Source organism: Streptomyces sp. SYSU D01066-1 (genome assembly GCF_054956795.1).
In genome coordinates, this window is record NZ_JBUDHV010000001.1 from 382,547 (window position 1) to 400,653 (window position 18,107).

Genomic DNA, 18,107 nt, shown 5'->3' on the forward strand with positions numbered 1-18,107 from the left:
CTTCGACCCTAGGGCGGAAGCAGCCCACGGGTATGGTCCACTTCCGTGACGGAAACGTGGGCCAATCTCGGCATCGACCTGCATCTGGAACCGGCCGGACCGGGCCTGCGCCGCGGCCTGACCGACGCCCTGCGCGACGCCGTCCGCACCGGCCGCCTCGCCCCCGGCACCCGGTTGCCGTCCTCCCGCACGCTCGCCGCCGACCTGGGTATCGCCCGCAACACCGTCGCCGACGCCTACGCCGACCTGGTCGCCGAGGGCTGGCTCACCGCCCGGCAGGGCTCGGGCACCAGGGTCGCCGACCGCCCCGTGGCCGCGTTGCCCCCCGCCGGCCCGGCACTCCGGGGCAGGGTGTCCGCCCGCCCCGCCTACGACCTGCGCCCCGGCACCCCCGACCTGGCCTCCTTCCCCCGCGCCGAGTGGCTCAAGGCGGCCCGCCGCGCCCTGCACGCGGCCCCGCACGACGCCCTGGGCTACGGCGACCCCCGAGGCCACCACGCCCTCCGCCTCGCCCTCGCCGGCTACCTCGCCCGCGCCCGGGGCGTGCGCGCCGACCCGGACCGGGTCCTCGTCTGCAACGGCTTCGTGCACGCCCTGAGCCTGCTTGCCGCGGTGCTGCGGGCCCGCGGCGTGCACACCGTCGCCGTCGAGTCGTACGGCCTCCACCTCCACCGCGACCTGCTGACCGCGGCCGGCCTGCGCACCGTCCCGCTGCCCTTCGACGGCCAGGGCACCGACCCCGGTGCCCCCGCCGACGGCGCCGGGGCCGTCCTGCTCACCCCCGCCCACCAGTTCCCGATGGGCGTGCCGCTGCGCCCCGACCGCCGCGCCGCCGTCGTCGACTGGGCCCGCCGCACCGGCGCCCTGGTCCTGGAGGACGACTACGACGGCGAGTTCCGCTACGACCGCCAGCCCGTCGGCGCCCTCCAGGGCCTCGACCCCGACCGCGTCGTCCACCTCGGCACCGCCAGCAAGGCCCTCGCCCCCGGCCTCCGCCTGGCCTGGGCCGTCCTTCCGCCGTCGCTCGTCGACGAAGTCCTGGACGCCAAGCACAACCTCCCCACCTGCTCCGCCCTGGACCAGCTCACCCTCGCCGAGTTCCTCACCCGCGGCGCCTACGACCGCCACGTCCGCGCCTGTCGCCTGCGCTACCGGCGCCGCCGCGACGCCCTGGTCGCCGCCCTCGCCGCCCGCGCCCCCGGCGTCCGCGTCACCGGCATCGCCGCCGGCCTGCACGCCGTACTCCTCCTCCCGCCCGGCACCGAACAGTCCGTCGTCCAGGCCGCGACCTGGCAGAACCTGGCCCTCTACGGCCTCTCCCTCTTCCGCCACCCCACCGCCGTGACACCTCCCGCCGACGCCCTCGTCGTCGGCTACGGCACCCCGCCGGACCACGCCTGGGCGGGGGCGCTGGACGCGTTGTGCCGGGTCTTGCCGTAGTGGATCCGCGCGAGGCGCGTCGGTGGGGGGACAGCCGTCATCCCAGCCGCTTCCCCTCGTGCGTGAGCACGCGCCCGTGCTGTTGACGCGGCAGGTCCTGGCCGGCGTCTCCCCGTCGTTCGTCGCTCGTCGTCGGCCACGCCGCGACGCTCCGGCCGCGCACCGGCTCGCCCACGCCCTGCGCACCGACGTCGGCGCACTGCCGCACCCCGGGCGAGAACCCTGGCGATCTCTGTGGCCGCGGACGGAACCACCGCGCTCCCCCGTTGGCCGCCGGGGTCAGGCATCCCCCCGTCGGAAAACGTGAGCAGGTGGGGGGTGAATGTCAGGAGGGTGCTCAAACGAGCGAGGGGAGGACAATGGGGCGGCAGTTGCTCACGTTTTTCGTGGCCGGTGTCGTGTCCGGGCGGCTGCTGAACGGTGTTCCGGTGCCTTGACCGGCTGCACCGCCCGGCGGGGCCCCACCTGATCGTCGGAGCCGTTCGCGGTGCGCCGGTCCCTCTCGGCACCGGGAGCCGCGGCTCGAGCCCCCGGCCGAGGTGGCCGAGGTGTTCGCCGCCGCCTGCCGTCGGGTGGTGCCCGACTCCCCGTTCAGCGGGCAGCCGGCGCGACGTCCGCCGGAGATGTACCGGGCGGGGTGCGCGACGGTCGCCGGCACGATCCGCGAGACCGGGCGGTTCGACGAACCGGAACAGCGGCGGTTCGACTGGGCGCGGTCCGGCACGCGCGACCAGGGGCTGGACCCGCTCCCCACGACCGGCGGCGTCACCCGGCTCCCCGCCGACCGGCTCGCCGAGGTCCTGGGCGCGGTGGGCGGCGCCGTCGACGCGCCGGGCGGCGGCTTCACCAAGCGGTACACCACGCTGGCGACCACCGCCGTACGCGTCGCGACCCCCTGATCCTTCACCGCACGCCCGCGCGCACCCCCGCCCGTTGCGCCCCGCACCGGGTCCTGCCGTAGCATCCACCTCCGACGGCGGCCGTACATCCGAGCGATCCAACGGTCGTACGTCCGGACGGACATCGGCAACAGCAGCGGGGGATGGGGACATGGCAGAGACTCGGCGACGGCTGCGGTCGAGCACCGTCGTGCTCGGCGGCATGGGGGTCCTCGCGGCGGCCCTGACCTCGTGCGGCTCGGAGCCCGACCGGCGCTGCGTGGACCGCGACGACTACACCGCCGCCGACGGCTACAAGATCGTCGCCGACCGGAACTGCACGTCGTCCACCAGCACGCGCGCCGACTGGTACTACGACTCCGACGTCCGGCGCGGCCGGGCCGACTACGGCACCTTCGACTACGACGACGCCGTCGACCGAGGCGGCTTCGGCTGTTCCGGCTCCGGCAGCGGCGGCGGCTGAGCGACCGTGGAGCGCCGTACCACCGAGCCCCGCCCCGGCTGGCAGCAGACCGTCGAGGAGCAGGGGCTCGTCTACCCCCTCACCCGCTACCCCGACGGCTCCCTGCGCCCCTACTGGGACGAGAGCGCCTACTACGTGTTCTCCCTCCCCGAGGTCGAGGCACTCGAAGAAGTCGTCGAGGAACTGCACCGCATGTGCCTGACCGCCGCCGAGCACATCGTCACCGCCGGCCGCTTCGCCGACCTCGGCATCACCGACCCCCGCGTGGCCGACGCCGTCGCCGAGTCCTGGCGGCGCCGCGCCGAACTCCCCTCCGTCTACGCCCGCTTCGACCTGCGCTACGACGGCACGGGACCGGCGAAACTGCTGGAGTACAACGCCGACACCCCGACCTCCCTCGTCGAGGCGGCCTCCCCGCAGTGGTTCTGGATGGAGGAACGCTTCCCCGGCGCCGACCAGTGGAACTCCCTCCACGAGCGCCTGGTCGACGCCTGGAAGAAGCAGGCCGCCCTGCTGCCGCCCGGCAGCCCCCTGTACTTCGCGCACTCCACCGCCGACGAACTCGGCGAGGACCTGATGACGGTCGCCTACCTCAAGGAGACCGCCGAACAGGCCGGCCTGGCCACCGAGTCGATCTCCATGGAGGAGATCGGCTGGGACCGCCTCTCCGGCCGCTTCGTCGACACCCGGCTCCGCTTCATCCGCAGCTGCTTCAAGCTCTACCCCTGGGAGTGGCTCACCACCGACCGCTTCGCCGGCCACGTCCTCGGCACCCTCGACAACGGCGGCGGCACCGGAACCACCCTGTGGATCGAGCCCGCCTGGAAGATGCTGCTCAGCAACAAGGCCCTGCTCGCCGTCCTGTGGGAGCTGTACCCCGGCCACCCCAACCTCCTCCCGGCCTACCTCGACGGCCCCCGCGAACTGGCCGAGGGCCCCGGCTGGGTCGCCAAGCCCCTCCTCGGCCGCGAGGGCGCCGGCGTCACGGTCCACGAGCCCGGCAGCCCGGCCGCCGTCCGCGACGAACCCTGCTGCTACCAGGCCCTCGCCCCGCTCCCCGCCTTCGACGGCAACCACGTCGTGCTCGGCGCCTGGGTGGTCGAGGACGAGTCGGCGGGCCTGGGCATCCGGGAGTCGTCGGGCCTGGTGACGGACGAGTACGCCCGCTTCCTGCCCCACGTGATCCTGTAGGAACTCAGGACCCCGTAGGGGCCTGAGCTCTTGCGGGGCTCGGGGTGTCGCGGGGCCTGAGGTCTTGCGGGGCCCGAGGTCTTGCGGGGGCCTGAGCTCTTGCGGGGCTCGGGGTGTCGCGGGGCCTGAGGTCTTGCGGGGACCCGAGGTTTCGCGGGGGCCTGAGATCCCGTAGAGCCTGGGATTCCGCGGGCCCAGGCCCCGTAGGGCCCGAGATCTCACGGGGTCCGGGGTCTCACGGGGTCCGGGGTCTCACGGGGTCCGGGGTCTCACGGGGTCCGGGGTCCCACGGGGTCCGGGGTCCCACGGGGACTCAAGATCCCGTAGGCACGCCGGAGGCGTACGGCGGAGACGGTCAGGTCCGCGGGACCGGGAAGGTGACGCCGGTCAGCCGTTCGCTCCCGCGCCACAGCCGGGCCCCCAGGCCGGGGTCGTCAGCCCCGGCGGCAGCCGGACCGGCCTCGGCGTACGGGAGGTCCGGTCGCGTCAGGGCGGGCCCGGACCCCTCGGCGGGCCCGGGCCGCCCCGCCCGCATGATGGACGCTCGGCGTCCGCACTCCCGTCCCCCGGGTAATCTGGTCCCCGGGCCGTGACTGGCGTGCTGGGATGGGACCGACCATCGGGAAGCGGCCCCCGGACCCCGCCTCCCGGGGGGCCGGAACAGTGCCGTGCGCCTGGGCCCCCGTACCGTGAACGCTGAAAGTCGACGTCCGGAGGTCCCCATGTCAGCCGAGCACCCCCTCTCCACCGAGTCCACCGCCTACCGCGCCGCCCTCGACGTGATCCGCGCCGTCGAGCCGCGCGTCGCCGACGCCATCGGCCAGGAGGTCGCCGACCAGCGCGAGATGCTCAAGCTGATCGCCTCCGAGAACTACGCCTCCCCGGCCACCCTCCTGGCGATGGGCAACTGGTTCAGCGACAAGTACGCCGAGGGCACCGTCGGCCGCCGCTTCTACGCCGGCTGCCGCAACGTCGACACGGTCGAGTCGCTCGCCGCCGAGCACGCCCGCGAGCTGTTCGGCGCCCGCCACGCCTACGTCCAGCCGCACTCCGGCATCGACGCCAACCTGGTCGCCTTCTGGGCCGTCCTCGGCGCCCGCGTCGAGGTCCCCTTCCTGGAGAAGACCGGCGTCCGCCAGATCAACGACCTCACCGACGAGGACTGGGCCGAGCTGCGCCGCGCCTTCGGCAACCAGCGCATGCTCGGCATGTCCCTGGACGCCGGCGGCCACCTCACCCACGGCTTCCGCCCGAACATCTCCGGGAAGATGTTCGACCAGCGCTCGTACGGTACCGACCCGGCCACCGGGCTCATCGACTACGAGGCCCTGCGCGCCTCCGCCCGCGAGTTCAAGCCGCTGATCATCGTCGCCGGCTACTCCGCCTACCCCCGCCTGGTGAACTTCCGGATCATGCGGGAGATCGCCGACGAGGTCGGCGCCACGCTCATGGTCGACATGGCGCACTTCGCCGGTCTCGTCGCGGGCAAGGTCCTCACCGGCGACTTCGACCCCGTGCCGCACGCCCAGATCGTGACCACCACCACCCACAAGTCGCTGCGCGGCCCGCGCGGCGGCATGGTGCTGTGCGACGACTCCCTCAAGGACCAGGTCGACCGCGGCTGCCCGATGGTCCTGGGCGGCCCGCTGCCGCACGTCATGGCCGCCAAGGCCGTCGCCCTCGCCGAGGCCCGGCAGCCCGCCTTCCAGGACTACGCCCAGCGCATCGTCGACAACGCCCGCGCCCTCGCCGAGGGCCTGATGAAGCGCGGCGCCACCCTGGTCACCGGCGGCACCGACAACCACCTCAACCTGATCGACGTGGCGTCCTCCTACGGCCTCACCGGCCGCCAGGCCGAGGCCGCCCTGCTCGACTCCGGCATCGTCACCAACCGCAACGCCATCCCCGCCGACCCCAACGGCGCCTGGTACACCTCCGGCATCCGCATCGGCACCCCCGCCCTGACCACCCGGGGCCTGGGCACCGCCGAGATGGACGAGGTCGCGGGCCTGATCGACCGCGTTCTGACCGCCGCCGAGCCCGGCACCACCAAGTCCGGCGCCCCCTCCAAGGCCTCCCACGTCCTGGACGCCAAGATCTCCGACGAGATCTCCCGCCGCGCCACCGACCTCGTGGCCGGCTTCCCGCTCTACCCGGAGATCGACCTCGGCTGAGGCGCCCCGAAGGAGCACGGGGAACCGCGCGACCGGCCACGACGGTCGCGCGGTTCCCCACCCGCCGAAACCATCCATGACCCTCTGAGACAATGGTGGGCATGGCGAATGACCGACCTCGTGTGCTCTCCGGAATCCAGCCCACCGCAGGCTCGTTCCACCTCGGCAACTACCTCGGCGCGGTCCGCCAATGGGTGGCCCTCCAGGAGACCCACGACGCGTTCTACATGGTCGTCGACCTGCACGCGATCACGGTCCCGCAGGACCCGCAGGCGCTGCGGGCCAACACCCGCCTGGCCGCCGCCCAGCTCCTCGCGGCCGGCCTCGACCCGGACCGCTGCACGCTGTTCGTCCAGAGCCACGTCCCCGAGCACGCCCAGCTCGCCTGGGTCATGAACTGCCTCACCGGCTTCGGCGAGGCGTCCCGGATGACCCAGTTCAAGGACAAGTCCGCCAAGCAGGGGGCCGACCGCGCCTCGGTCGGCCTGTTCACCTACCCGGTCCTCCAGGTCGCGGACATCCTCCTCTACCAGGCGCACGAGGTGCCGGTCGGCGAGGACCAGCGCCAGCACATCGAGCTGACCCGCGACCTCGCCGAGCGCTTCAACGGCCGCTTCGGCGAGACCTTCACCGTCCCCGAGCCGTACATCCTCAAGGAGACGGCGAAGATCTACGATCTCCAGGACCCGGCGGTCAAGATGAGCAAGTCGGCGTCCACGCCGAAGGGCCTGGTCAACCTGTTGGACGAGCCCAAGGCCACCGCCAAGAAGGTCAAGAGCGCGGTCACCGACACCGACACGGTCGTCGTCTACGACGCCGAGAACAAGCCGGGCGTCAGCAACCTCCTCACCATCTACTCCACCCTCACCGGCGCGGGCATCGGCGAACTGGAGGAGAAGTACGCGGGCAAGGGCTATGGCGCGCTCAAGACGGACCTCGCCGAGATCATGGTCGACTTCGTGACCCCGTTCCGGGAGCGCACCCAGCAGTACCTGGACGACCCGGAGACGCTGGACTCGGTCCTGGCCAAGGGCGCGGAGAAGGCGCGGGCGGTCGCGGCGGAGACCCTCTCCCTGGCGTACGACCGCGTGGGCTTCCTGCCCGCCAAGCACTGAGCGCCACCCCGAGCGCCGCACATCACTCCGGTTGCGCCTGCCCGCCGCCGGGCCGTGGCCGTACAGTCGATGAACAGGTGGCCGCACCGGCGGCCGCTCCCACCGGAACGACGACAGGTCAGAACAGGAGACGACGTGGGGACCGTAACGATCGGTGTGTCGATCACGGTCCCGGAGCCCCACGGCAGCCGGCTGCAACAGCTGCGCGCGGGCTTCGGCGACGCCGCCGCTCACGGCATCCCCACGCACGTCACCCTGTTGCCGCCGACGGAGGTCGACGCCGCGGCGCTCTCCGCGATCGAGGCGCACCTCGCGGAGGTCGCCGCCGCCGGGCGGCCCTTCCCGATGCGGCTGTCCGGCACCGGCACCTTCCGTCCCCTCTCCCCGGTCGTCTACGTCCAGGTGGTGGAGGGCGCCGAGGCCTGCTCCTGGCTGCAGAAGCAGGTCCGTGACGCGTCCGGACCGGTCGCCCGCGAGCTCCAGTTCCCCTACCACCCGCACGTCACCGTGGCGCACGGCATCGAGGAGGCGGCCATGGACCGCGCCTTCGAGGAGCTGGCGGACTACGAGGCCCAGTGGCCGTGCACCGGCTTCGCGCTCTACGAGCAGGGCGCCGACGGGGTGTGGCGCAAGCTGCGCGAGTTCCCCTTCGGCGGCACGGTGGTACCGCCCCAGACCGGACGCGCGCAGCGGGACTCCCTGCCCAGGCCGTAGTCCGCAGACCCGCAGCCCGCAGCCTGTAGTCCGCAGGCCCGCAGGCCCGCAGGCCCGCAGGCCCGCAGGCCCGCAGACCCGCAGACCCGCAGGCCCGCAGCCCGTCGCCCGCAGGCGGCAGCCCGCAGCCCCTGCTCCGTAGCCGACGGCCGACGGCCGGCGGCCCGTGGCCGGTACTCCGTAGCCAGCGGCCAGCGGCCAGCAGCCAGCAGCCGGTACTCCGTAGTCCTGGGCCGCCCTACACCGGCAGCCGCCGGAACACCGTGCGGGGCAGGTGGCGCACGGCCGCCATCACGACCCGCAGCGCGCCCGGGACCCACACCGTCTCCGAGCGGCGCCTGAGGCCCAGCTCGATGGCGGTCGCGACGGCCTCGGGCGTCGTCGCCAGCGGTGCCTCCTCCAGGCCGGCGGTCATCTTCGACCGGACGAAGCCGGGGCGTACGACCATGACGTGCACGCCGGTGCCGTGCAGCGCGTCGCCCAGGCCCTGCGCGAAGGCGTCCAGGCCGGCCTTGCTGGAGCCGTAGATGAAGTTGGCGCGACGGGCCCGTTCCCCGGCGACGGAGGAGAGGACCACCAGGGAGCCGTGGCCCTGGTCCTGGAGCGCGGCGGCGCACACCAGGCCGGCCGAGACGGCGCCGGTGTAGTTGGTCTGCGCGACCCGCACGGCGCTCACCGGCTCCCGCTCGTCGTGCGCCTGGTCGCCCAGGACGCCGAAGGCGAGCAGCACCAGGTCGATGTCGCCCTCCGCGAAGACCTTGCCCAGCGCCTCCCCGTGCGACTCGGGGTCGAGGGCGTCGAAGGCGACCGTGCGCACCTGGGCGCCGAGCCCCCGCAGCCGCCCGGCGGCCTCGTCGAGGGCGGGGGAGGGGCGGCCCGCCAGCCAGACCGTACGGGTGCGGCGGGCCACCAGGCGGCGGGCGGTGGCCAGCGCGATCTCGGACGTACCGCCGAGGACGAGGAGGGACTGGGGCAGGCCGAAGGCGTCCTTCATGGCGGTCTCCTAGAGGTCGAGGCGGCGGGAGAGGTCGGAGACGAACACCCCGCGCGGGTCCAGCTCCGCGCGCAGCGCGCGGAAGTCGTCGAGGCGCGGGTACATCGCGGCGAGCAGTTCGGGCCGCAGCCGGGAGTCCTTGGCGAGGTAGACCCGGCCGCCCGCGCCCGCCACCTCCTCGTCCAGCGCGTCGAGGAGGGCGCCGAGGCCGGGCAGGCGGGCCGGGATGTCCAGGGCCAGCGTCCAGCCGGGCACCGGGAAGGACAGCCAGCCCGGGTCGGAGTCCCCGAAGCGCTTGAGGACGGCCAGGAAGGACGGGCAGCGGTGCGCGCGGATGCGGTGCACGATGCGGCGCAGGGCCTCCTCCCGGCCGTGGCCGACGGCGAACTGGTACTGGACGAAGCCGCCGCGGCCGTAGACCCGGTTCCAGTGCGGGACGCCGTCCAGGGGGTGGAAGAAGGACGGGATGCGCTGGAGCCGGCCGGCGCGGGCGCGGGGGGCCTTGCGGAACCAGACCTCGTTGAAGAGGCCGACCGTGGTGCGGCTCAGCAGGGCCTCGGGGACGTACGCGGGGGCGGCCGGGAGGCGGGGGGCGCGGAACGCGAGGGGGTCCCGGCGGGCGTGGCGCGGCAGGACGTGGGGCGGGGCGTGGTCGCCGCGGGTGAGGACCGCGCGGCCGGTCGCGGCGCCGCGGGCGAGCAGGTCGATCCAGGCGACGGAGTAGCGGTAGCGGTGGTCGGTCGCGGTCAGCCGGGCCAGCAGGTCGTCCAGGTCGGCGGCGCGCTCGGTGTCCACCGACATCCACGAGGACCCGACCCGGTGGAGGCGGACCGTCGCGGTGAGGATCACGCCGGTCAGACCCATCCCGCCGGCGGTCGCCTCGAACAGCGGCGTGCCCGGTGTGACGGTGCGCACCCGCCCGTCGGCGGTGAGCAGCTCCATCGCCCGCACATGCCGGGAGAAGGAGCCGCTGACGTGGTGGTTCTTGCCGTGGATGTCGGCGCCGATCGCCCCGCCGACGGTGACGTAACGGGTCCCGGGCGTGACCGGCACGAACCAGCCCAGCGGCAGCAGCACCTCCATCAGCCGGTGCAGGGAGACGCCCGCGTCGCACAGCACGGTGCCGCCCTCGGCGTCGATGGCGTGGATGCGGTCCAGGCCGGTCATGTCCAGCACGGCACCGCCCGCGTTCTGCGCCGCGTCGCCGTACGCCCGGCCCAGGCCCCGGGCGACGGCGCCGCGCTCCCCGCAGGCGCGGACGGCGAGCGCCGCCTCCTCGTACGTCCGGGGGCGGACCAGCCGGGCGGCGGTGGGGGCGGTACGGCCCCAGCCGGTGACGGGACCCCAGTCGGTGTCGGCAGACATGCCGGTGACCGTATCGCCCATTTGTCCGTGATTGATTACGAAACCTCAGGGCCGTCCCCGAAACGGGTGATTAATGGGACATGGACCGATAGCTCCGGAGTTTTGCCGGAGTTCCGCCGCCACCGGCGTGAACAGTGGGTCCGTATGGACCACCACCTCGACCACCGCGACGGCATGGACCACCGGATCGTCTCCGTCCTCAGCGCGTGCGGCGGCGACCCGCGCGTGGCGGGCGCCGCCCGCGCCCTGTCCTACGCGGGGGAGCACGGGGCGCTGTGGCTGGCGGCAGGTCTCGCCGGGGCCGCCGTGGACGGTGCCCGGCGCGGCGCCTGGCTGCGCGGCACCGCGCTCACCGCGGGCGCCCACCTGGTCAGCATGGGCGTGAAACGGGTCGTGCGCCGCCCGCGCCCCGCGCATGTGCGGCCCCTCGTGCCCACCGCGGGCCGGCACTCCTTCCCCAGCTCGCACGCCACCTCCTCGGTGGCCGCCGCCGTCGCCTTCGGCACCCTCGGGGTCCGCGCCGCCTGGCCGGTGGCCGCCGCGGTATGCCTCTCCCGGCTGGTCACCGGCGTCCACTACCCCTCGGACGTGGCGGCCGGCGCCGCCCTGGGCGCCCTCGCGGCTCGCCTCGGCGCCGACTGGATGCGGGGAGGCACCGCCCGTGGCTGACACCACCGCCGTCCCGCGCCGGCGCGCTCCCGAGCGGCCCCCGGCGCCACCGCCGGGCGCGGGCGGCCTGCTGACCGGCCTGGTCCGCACCGCGCGCCCCAAGCAGTGGGTCAAGAACGTCCTGGTCGTCGCCGCCCCGGCCGCCGCCGGCCAACTGTTCACCCCGGCCGCCCTGACCCGGCTCCCCGTGGTCTTCGCCCTGTTCACCGCCTGCGCCGCCGCCGTCTACCTGGTCAACGACGCCCGCGACGCCGACGCCGACCGCGCCCACCCGGTCAAACGCCACCGCCCGGTCGCCGCCGGGCAGGTGCCCGTCCCCGTCGCCCACGCCGTCGGCGGCGCCCTCGCCCTCCTCGCGCCCGCCGCCGCGCTCTGGCTCTGCCCACCCGCCGTCGCCGCCCTGCTCGCCGCCTACCTCGGCATGCAACTGGCGTACTGCGTCACCCTCAAGCACGTCCTCGTCGTCGACCTCGTCGTCGTCACCACGGGCTTCCTGATGCGCGCGGTGGCCGGCGGACTCGCGCTCGGCATCCCGCTCTCCCGCTGGTTCCTGATCACCACCGGCTTCGGCGCGCTGTTCATGGTCTCCGCCAAGCGCTACTCCGAAGCCGTGCGGATGGCCGGGGCGGCGGGCGCCACCCGCGCGCTGCTCACCGAGTACACCACCGGCTACCTCCGCTTCGTCTGGCAGCTCGCGGCCGGTGTCGCCGTCCTCGGCTACTGCCTGTGGGCCCTGGAGGAGGGCGGCGTCCCGCACGCCGGTCTGCTGCCCTGGCGCCAGCTCTCCGTGGTCGCCTTCGTGCTCGCCGTGCTCCGCTACGCCGTCTTCGCCGACCGGGGCACGGCCGGCGAACCCGAGGACGTGGTGCTGCGCGACCGCGCGCTCGCCGTCATCGGGGTGGTGTGGGCCGCGATGTACGCGGCGGCGGTGGCGGACTGGTGAGCGGACCGGGCGACAGGGCGACGGTACGGCAGGGCGGCGGGTCGGCAAGGCGAGCGGACGGGACGGCGGGGCGAGCGGACCGGGTGATGCGGTGAGCGCGTCGGGTGGTGGGGTGAGTGGGCCGGGTGATGCGGTGAGTGCCTCGGGTGGCGGGGTGAGTGGGCCGGGTGATGCGGTGAGCGCGTCCGGTGGCAGGGCGAGTGCGCCCGGCAACCGCCGGGAGCTCGTCGGCTTCGCCTCCGTCGGCCTGCTCGCCTACGCCGTCGACCTCACCCTCTTCAGCTGCCTGCGCGGACCGGCCGGACTCGGCCCGCTCCTCGCCAAGGCGCTCGCCTTCGTCGCCGGCTGCTCGGTGGCGTACGCCGGCAACGCCCTGTTCACCTACCGGCACACCCGCCCCCGGGGCCCGCGCCCGTACGCCGTCTTCCTCGCGGTGAACCTCGCCGGGGCCGCCGTACAACTCCTCTGCCTCGCCGTCAGCCACTACGGCCTCGGCCTCACCTCGCAGCGCGCCGACACGGTCTCCGGAGCGGGAATCGGCATGGCCCTGGCCACACTGCTGCGTTTCTGGGGCACAAGGACACTGGTTTTCCCGACCGGGGGCAGAGACGGACCATGGACTGGCTGAAAAGGCTTCCCGTAGTGGGCCCGTGGGCGGCGCGGCTGATGGCCACGCACGCGTGGCGGTCGTACGAGCGGCTGGACCGGGTGAAGTGGACGCGGCTGGCCGCCGCCATGACCTTCACCAGCTTCGTCGCGCTGTTCCCGCTGCTCTCGCTGGGCGCCGCGATCACCGCCGCCACGCTCAGCGAGCGGCAGCAGAAGGAGGTCCAGGACGCGATCACCGACCAGTTCCCCGGCCTCGGGGACCAGTTGGACATCGAGGGGCTGGCGGCGAACGCCGGCACCGTCGGGGTGATCGCCGCCGCCCTGCTGCTGCTCACCGGCATGAACTGGGTCGACTCGACCCGGGGCTGTCTGCGGGCGGTGTGGGAACTGCCCGACGAGGAGGACAACCCCCTCCTGCACCGGGCCAAGGACGGCGGCATCCTGATCGGCTTCGGCGGCGCGCTGCTGGTCACCCTCGCCCTCTCCACCGTCGCCTCCGCGCTGGCCGGCTGGCTCGTCCGGCGCCTGGGCATGGACGACGGCGGCGTCGGCGGGGTGCTGCTGCACATCGCGGCGTTCGCCGTCGCCGTACTCGCCGACTTCCTGGTCCTGCTCTACGTCCTGACCCTGCTGCCCGGCGCCGAGCCCGAGCGCCGCCGCCTGCTGGTGGCGGCGCTGATCGGCGCGGTCGGCTTTGAACTGCTCAAGCTGCTGCTGAGCGGCTATGTGCGGGGCGTGGCCGCGAAGAGCATGTACGGCGCGTTCGGCGTGCCCGTCGCCCTGCTGCTGTGGATCAACTTCACCTCGAAGCTGGTCCTGTTCTGCGCCTCCTGGACGGCGACGGGCGGCAAGGAGACCGGACGCGCCGCACTCACGGACGGTCCCGGCGGCGCACCAGATCCGGCAGCGGCCACCGGCGGTTGACCAGGAACGCGGCGCCCGCGAGCAGCACCAGCGCCCCGCCGGTGACGGCCAGCGCCATGCCGATGCCGCCGGAGCCGCCCGCGGCGGCGGCACCGACGGGCGTGGTGCCCATGGCCGCGTCGCCGCTGTCGCCGGCCCCGCCCCCGCCCGTCGCCGGGGAGGCGCTCGACCCGGCACCCTTCGGGGCCACCAGCTCGCCCACCGGCTCGACCTTGCCGGCCGCCTCGAACCCCCAGTCGAAGAGCTCGGCGGTCTCCTTGTAGACCTCGTTGTGGTCGTTCTTCTCCGGGTTCATGACCGTGACCAGGAGCACCTTGCCGTCGCGTTCGGCGACCCCGGTGAAGGTGGCGCCCGCGTTGGTGGTGTTGCCGTTCTTGACGCCGGCGATGCCCTCGTACTGCTCTATGTCGTAGTCGCCGGTCAGCAGCCGGTTGGTGTTCTGTATCTCGAAGGACTCGCGGACCGTCTTGCCCTTCTTGTTCTTCGTCGTCTCGCCCGGGAACTTCGCGCTGACCGTCGAGCAGTACTCGCGGAAGTCCGCCTTCTGCAGCCCGGAGCGGGCGAACAGGGTCAGGTCGTACGCGGAGGAGACCTGGCCGGGGGCGTCGTACCCGTCGGGGCTGACCACGTGGGTGTCGAGGGCCTGGAGCTCCTCGGCGTGCTCGTTCATGTCCGCGACCGTCTCGTCCACGCCGCCGTTCATCGCGGACAGCACGTGCACGGCGTCGTTGCCGGAGCGCAGGAAGACACCGAGCCACAGGTCGTGCACGGTGTACGTCTCGTTCTCCTTGATGCCGACCATGCTGGAGCCGGAGCCGATGCCCTCCAGGTCGGAAAGGGCGACCTTGTGCTCGGTGGTCTTCGGGAACCGCGGCAGCAGCGTGTCGGCGAACAGCATCTTCAGGGTGGACGCCGGGGCCAGCTGCCAGTGGGCGTTGTGCGAGGCCAGGACCTCGCCGGACTCGGCGTCGGAGACGATCCAGGAGCGGGCGGTGACCTCCTTGGGCAGCACGGGCACACCGGCGGCGAGATTGACCTGCGTCCCCGGCTGCCCGAGGCGGGCGCCGCCCACCGACGACATGTTCGCCGGGGGTGTGACGGAGGGGCTCGCCGAGGCATCCGGGCTCGGAGCCGCGTACGCGACCGGTGAGGCCAGCGCGAGGGCCGAAACGGTGGTCAGGACGGCGGGAGTGACCAGCAATGATCGCCGGACGGTCTTCTTGGGTGCGGGCACGGTCGAGAACGTACCGTCCGTCCCCCGTGGTGTCCCACCCGCCTCCCCACCCCGGACACGGAACCGGACACGCGGCGGCGATACTGGCTGCATGAAGCTCAGCCGTCCCGTCTCCTGGTTCCTGCTCGCCTTCGGGGTGTGGAGCTGGATCATCTGGATCACTTTCGTCAAGAATCTCGCCAAGGACAGCAGCGGGCTCGCGTTCGAGGACGGCGACCCCACGGCGTACTTCTGGGTCCACCTGCTGCTGGCGGTGGTCTCCTTCGTACTGGGGACGGTCGTCGGGCTCATCGGGTTGCGCGGTCTGCGCGCACTGCGCCGCACGTCATAGTCGCGATTTCACGAGGGGTGGGACAGGGGCACGATGGTGATCGTCTTCGCGCTGGCCGCGTTGCTGGTGGTGGGCGTCCTGGTGGCGGCCAACTGGTATGTGTGGCGGCGCCTGTTCCGCGACACGACCGGGCGCGCGGGCGGCGTGCGCCGGGCGGGCGCGGTACTGGTCGCCGGCGGCTGGCTGCTGGCCGTCGGCGCGCTGGTCGCCGAGCGCTCGGGCGCTCCGTTCTGGCTCCAGCGGACGCTGGGCTGGCCGGGCTTCCTGTGGATGGCCCTCTCGGTCTACCTGCTGCTGGCGCTGCTGGCGGGGGAGGCGGTACGGCCGCCGCTGCGGCTCCTGCTGGAGCGCCGGGCCGCGAAACGCGCGCCCGCGCCCACCCCGGACCCCGGCGCCGACGGGGCGGCGGAGCGCACGACGGCGGGGGCCGGCACCCCCTCCGTGGGCGGTGGCGCTCCGTCAGAGGGGGCCGATGTCCCGTCCGCCGGCGGTGGCGCCCCGTCCGCAGGGGCCGATGCCCCGCCCGCGGGCGGTGACGGCACGGCCGCCACAGCCGGTGCGGCGGCCGGGCAGGCCGCGCCCTCGGCGCCCCCCGGGCCCGGGACCGCCCCCACCCCCGCCACCCCCACCGCCCCCACGCCCGCCTCCGCCACCCCCCTCGCCGCCCCCTCCCGGCGTCTCTTCGTCTCCCGGGTCGTCGGCGGGGCCGCCGCCGCGGTGGCCGCCGCAACGGTGGGGTACGGGACGTACGGCGTGCTGAACGGGCCGACGGTCAAACGCGTCACCGTGCCGCTGGCCAAGCTGCCGCGCGCCGCGCACGGGTTCCGGATCACCGTGGTCAGCGACATCCACCTCGGCCCGGTCCTCGGCCGGGGCTTCGCGCAGAAGGTCGTCGACACGGTCAACGGCACCCAGCCCGACCTGATAGCGGTCGTCGGCGACCTGGTCGACGGCAGCGTCAAGGACCTCGGCCCCGCCGCCGCGCCGCTCGCGCGGCTCCGCGCCCGGCACGGCGCGTACTTCGTCACCGGCAACCACGAGTACTTCTCCGGCGCCGAGCAGTGGGTGGAGGAGGTACGGCGCCTGGGGCTGCTGCCCCTGGAGAACGCCCGTACCGAACTGCCCCACTTCGACCTGGCCGGCGTCAACGACATCAGCGGCGAGGACGAGGGCCGGGGCCCCGACTACGAGCGCGCCCTCGGCGACCGCGACCGCAGCCGCGCCTGTGTGCTCCTCGCCCACCAGCCGGTGATGATCCACGACGCCGTCGACCACGGCGTCGACCTCCAGCTCTCCGGCCACACCCACGGCGGCCAGCTCTGGCCCGGCCCGCTCCTGGCCGCCGCCGCCAACCCGACCGTGGCCGGCCTGGAGCGCTACGGCGACACCCAGCTCTACGTCAGCCGGGGCGCGGGCGCCTGGGGACCGCCCACGCGCGTGGGAGCCGAGTCCGACGTCACCGTGATCGAACTCGCCTCCCGCCAGGCCTGACTCCGCCGCGCGGGCGGGCGGGCGGGACCACCGTCACCGCCGGCCCCTCGCCCGGCGCGGCCCGCACGCCCGCCTCCCCGCCGTGCGCGCGCACCGCGCCCCGCGCGACCGCCGGCCCCGGGCCGCACCGGCGCGTTCGCCGGGGCCGTGCACCCCTACGTCCGTCACCGGGCCGCCGGCCACCCGCCGCGGCCCCGACCCGCCGGCGCGCACCGCCGGCGCCCCCTCGGCGTCCACGGTGAGCGGCCGGCACCGACCGGGCGCAGCCGCCGCTCGGGACGCCGGCCGGGGCGGGCCGGAGGCGGGCACGGTCAACCGGCCCCGTCCGACGGGCGCCGCCGCCTCCCGCCGGGGTCGGGCAGTGCCGCCGTCATCCCCGGCAGGAAGTCCGTGAACAGCTCGTGCACCTCGCGCACCAGCGGGCGCAGCACCCGGAACCGGGCGAGCACGACGCCCCGCGCGGTCAGCCGGGCGCCGCGCTCGGCGAGCCGGTAGCTGCGCTCGCGCCCCTCGGTCCGGTCGAAGATCCAGTACAGGACGAGCCCCATCTGGGACAGCCACATCAGCTCCGGCAGGATGTCCCGCAGCTCCTGGGGCACCTTGGTCCTCGCCCCGGCCAGCACCGCCCGGTGCACGCTGATGGCCTCCACGCGCGCGTGCTCCGACTCCGGGGAGAACGGGCTGAGCGGGCTGTCCGGGTCGGCGGCGTTCTTGAAGAACTGCACCGCGAACTCGTGGTACGGCGCCGCGATGTCCAGCCACACCTTCAGCACGCCCGCCAGCCGGGCCTCCAGGTCGGTCTCCCGCGCCAGCACGTCCCGGACCGCCACCTGGTGCTCGGCGGCGATCCGGTCGTAGAAGCCCTGGATGAGGTGTTCCTTGCCGGCGAAGTAGTAGTAGGCGTTGCCGACGGAGACCCCGGCCTCCTGGGCGATGGCCCGCATGGTGGTCCTGTCGTAGCCCCGCTCCTGGAACAGCCGCATCGCCGTCTCCAGGATCAGGGCGCGGGTCTGCTCGGACTTGCTGGGGTGGGCTCCGTCACCGGGGCCGTCGTTCTTCGCGGGCACGTCCGCAGCCTAGCCAGTGGCGCGGGACCCGTCGGCACAGCCCGGCGCGGTGTACGTCCAGCCCGCGCGCGGGTCGTACGTCCAGCCGTCGCACCGGCGGTACACCTGGCCGCCCCACGGGGCGCCCCGCCACTTGGCGGCGGCCAGCACCGCGCCCTTGGCCAGCCGCAGCCCCGAGGGGGTGCTGAGCCGGTGGGCGAGCGGCCGGTGCCCGCGCAGCGCCCACAGCACGACGACCCAGGCGGCGGCGGACCGGTAGACCTGCCCGCCGTCCCCGACGACGGTGATCTCGTCGAGGGCGGCGGCGTGGTCGAGGCCGGGGAACCGGCGGCGGGCCTCGGCGGACCCGGCGGGCACCGGCTCCAGCTCCACCAGCTGCGGCTGCCGCGTCAGCCAGTCCCGTACGAAGGCGCACAGCGCGCACTCGGCGTCGTAGAGGACGGTGAGCCGCCGTACGGGTACGGCGGCCGTCTCGGGCGGCACC

The 18,107-nt window shown here is 74.3% G+C and carries 17 protein-coding genes, 1 pseudogene and 1 riboswitch; of the genes and pseudogenes, 13 read left to right on the forward strand and 5 right to left on the reverse strand.

Going from position 1 to position 18,107, the window contains the following annotated elements; translation table 11 throughout:
• Positions 1 to 45: 45 nt before the first annotated feature.
• The 7 genes and pseudogenes from pdxR to ACY1JF_RS01835 all read left to right on the forward strand — a co-directional run bounded on the left by pdxR (position 46) and on the right by ACY1JF_RS01835 (position 7,996).
• The gene (gene pdxR / locus ACY1JF_RS01805) at positions 46 to 1,440 is read left to right on the forward strand and encodes a MocR-like pyridoxine biosynthesis transcription factor PdxR (RefSeq protein WP_462703144.1); all 1,395 of its coding nucleotides are present in this window, start codon (positions 46 to 48) and stop codon (positions 1,438 to 1,440) included.
• Between the two features lie 524 nt (positions 1,441 to 1,964).
• Positions 1,965 to 2,339 (forward strand): annotated as a pseudogene (locus ACY1JF_RS01810) (SAM-dependent methyltransferase); the annotation flags it as partial.
• A 151-nt stretch (positions 2,340 to 2,490) separates the two neighbouring features.
• Positions 2,491 to 2,802, forward strand: coding sequence for a hypothetical protein (locus ACY1JF_RS01815; protein ID WP_462703145.1), 312 nt, complete (start codon positions 2,491 to 2,493; stop codon positions 2,800 to 2,802).
• A gap of 6 nt (positions 2,803 to 2,808) precedes the next feature.
• Positions 2,809 to 3,993 carry a glutathionylspermidine synthase family protein gene (locus tag ACY1JF_RS01820; protein ID WP_462703146.1) on the forward strand — a complete coding sequence of 395 codons (1,185 nt, stop codon included), beginning with the start codon at positions 2,809 to 2,811 and terminating at the stop codon, positions 3,991 to 3,993.
• A 579-nt stretch (positions 3,994 to 4,572) separates the two neighbouring features.
• Positions 4,573 to 4,680, forward strand: a riboswitch (ZMP/ZTP riboswitch).
• A gap of 35 nt (positions 4,681 to 4,715) precedes the next feature.
• Positions 4,716 to 6,167 (forward strand): glycine hydroxymethyltransferase, encoded by a 1,452-nt coding sequence (locus ACY1JF_RS01825; RefSeq protein WP_462703147.1) that lies wholly within the window; start codon positions 4,716 to 4,718, stop codon positions 6,165 to 6,167.
• 101 nt (positions 6,168 to 6,268) lie between these two features.
• Entirely contained in the window at positions 6,269 to 7,282 is a 1,014-nt protein-coding gene (gene trpS / locus ACY1JF_RS01830; RefSeq protein ID WP_462703148.1) for a tryptophan--tRNA ligase, read from the forward strand.
• A 135-nt stretch (positions 7,283 to 7,417) separates the two neighbouring features.
• Entirely contained in the window at positions 7,418 to 7,996 is a 579-nt protein-coding gene (locus tag ACY1JF_RS01835) for a 2'-5' RNA ligase family protein (protein WP_462703149.1), read from the forward strand.
• A gap of 238 nt (positions 7,997 to 8,234) precedes the next feature.
• On the opposite strand, the gene ACY1JF_RS01840 is transcribed toward ACY1JF_RS01835, so the two are convergent.
• Both ACY1JF_RS01840 and ACY1JF_RS01845 read right to left on the reverse strand, forming a co-directional pair.
• The gene (locus tag ACY1JF_RS01840) at positions 8,235 to 8,990 is read right to left on the reverse strand and encodes a decaprenylphospho-beta-D-erythro-pentofuranosid-2-ulose 2-reductase (RefSeq protein ID WP_462703150.1); all 756 of its coding nucleotides are present in this window, start codon (positions 8,988 to 8,990) and stop codon (positions 8,235 to 8,237) included.
• Between the two features lie 9 nt (positions 8,991 to 8,999).
• Positions 9,000 to 10,355 (reverse strand): FAD-binding protein, encoded by a 1,356-nt coding sequence (locus ACY1JF_RS01845; protein WP_462703151.1) that lies wholly within the window; start codon positions 10,353 to 10,355, stop codon positions 9,000 to 9,002.
• A 144-nt stretch (positions 10,356 to 10,499) separates the two neighbouring features.
• Between ACY1JF_RS01845 and ACY1JF_RS01850 the strand changes: the two genes are divergently transcribed.
• From ACY1JF_RS01850 to ACY1JF_RS01865, 4 genes are all read left to right on the forward strand, one after another.
• The gene (locus ACY1JF_RS01850) at positions 10,500 to 11,024 is read left to right on the forward strand and encodes a phosphatase PAP2 family protein (protein WP_462703152.1); all 525 of its coding nucleotides are present in this window, start codon (positions 10,500 to 10,502) and stop codon (positions 11,022 to 11,024) included.
• On the forward strand, positions 11,017 to 11,967 hold the full coding sequence (locus ACY1JF_RS01855) for a decaprenyl-phosphate phosphoribosyltransferase (RefSeq protein ID WP_462703153.1): 951 nt from the start codon (positions 11,017 to 11,019) through the stop codon (positions 11,965 to 11,967). Before ACY1JF_RS01850 ends, ACY1JF_RS01855 begins: the two co-directional genes overlap by 8 nt.
• Before the next feature lie 175 nt (positions 11,968 to 12,142).
• A complete protein-coding gene (locus ACY1JF_RS01860) occupies positions 12,143 to 12,595 on the forward strand; it encodes a GtrA family protein (RefSeq protein WP_462703154.1) in 453 nt (150 codons plus the stop codon).
• Positions 12,583 to 13,500: a YihY/virulence factor BrkB family protein gene (locus ACY1JF_RS01865; RefSeq protein WP_462703155.1), complete on the forward strand. Its 918-nt coding sequence runs from the start codon at positions 12,583 to 12,585 to the stop codon at positions 13,498 to 13,500. Before ACY1JF_RS01860 ends, ACY1JF_RS01865 begins: the two co-directional genes overlap by 13 nt.
• Here ACY1JF_RS01865 and ACY1JF_RS01870 read toward each other — a convergent pair.
• Positions 13,448 to 14,734: a D-alanyl-D-alanine carboxypeptidase family protein gene (locus tag ACY1JF_RS01870; RefSeq protein WP_462703156.1), complete on the reverse strand. Its 1,287-nt coding sequence runs from the start codon at positions 14,732 to 14,734 to the stop codon at positions 13,448 to 13,450. The genes ACY1JF_RS01865 and ACY1JF_RS01870 overlap by 53 nt on opposite strands.
• 91 nt (positions 14,735 to 14,825) lie before the next feature.
• Here ACY1JF_RS01870 and ACY1JF_RS01875 point away from each other — a divergent pair, with 91 nt between their 5' ends.
• The gene (locus tag ACY1JF_RS01875; protein WP_361157258.1) at positions 14,826 to 15,065 is read left to right on the forward strand and encodes an SCO4848 family membrane protein; all 240 of its coding nucleotides are present in this window, start codon (positions 14,826 to 14,828) and stop codon (positions 15,063 to 15,065) included.
• Positions 15,066 to 15,098: 33 nt separating this feature from the next.
• Positions 15,099 to 16,556, forward strand: coding sequence for a metallophosphoesterase (locus tag ACY1JF_RS01880; RefSeq protein ID WP_462703157.1), 1,458 nt, complete (start codon positions 15,099 to 15,101; stop codon positions 16,554 to 16,556).
• A gap of 311 nt (positions 16,557 to 16,867) precedes the next feature.
• On the opposite strand, the gene ACY1JF_RS01885 is transcribed toward ACY1JF_RS01880, so the two are convergent.
• Together ACY1JF_RS01885 and ACY1JF_RS01890 are read right to left on the reverse strand one after the other, a co-directional pair.
• Positions 16,868 to 17,623, reverse strand: coding sequence for a TetR family transcriptional regulator (locus tag ACY1JF_RS01885; protein ID WP_462703158.1), 756 nt, complete (start codon positions 17,621 to 17,623; stop codon positions 16,868 to 16,870).
• A gap of 9 nt (positions 17,624 to 17,632) precedes the next feature.
• Positions 17,633 to 18,106, reverse strand: coding sequence for a thiol-disulfide oxidoreductase DCC family protein (locus ACY1JF_RS01890; RefSeq protein WP_462703159.1), 474 nt, complete (start codon positions 18,104 to 18,106; stop codon positions 17,633 to 17,635).
• Position 18,107: the final 1 nt, after the last annotated feature.